General features: G+C 69.6%; 1 protein-coding gene. It reads right to left on the reverse strand.

The genetic code is table 11. The annotated features are described in order from the left end of the window. Positions 1-240, reverse strand: a 240-nt coding sequence (locus RVY79_RS21340; RefSeq protein ID WP_317466624.1) for a hypothetical protein, incomplete at both ends; no start/stop codon positions are given.

A 240-nucleotide genomic window follows, 5' to 3' on the forward strand; every position in this document is an offset into this window, starting at 1 on the left:
GCGGCAAGGCCCGCAAGCACCAGCACGCCGGTGCCCTGCGCCATCGCGGATTGCAGCGACGGCCAGAACGCGATGGTGAGGATGGCGCAGCCGAGCAGCCAGACGCCGGAGCAGATCGCGAACAGGGTGTAGGTGTTGAGGGAGGGGCGGCCCCTCTGCACCTCCTGAAGCATCTGGCCGATGCTGGCGCGATCGTCATTGGCGGCGCGGCGCTGGTTGCGCGGTTCCTCGATCGGCTCG

The sequence above is a fragment of the Chromohalobacter sp. HP20-39 genome (genome assembly GCF_033052815.1).
Classification (GTDB): Bacteria; Pseudomonadota; Gammaproteobacteria; order Pseudomonadales; family Halomonadaceae; genus Chromohalobacter.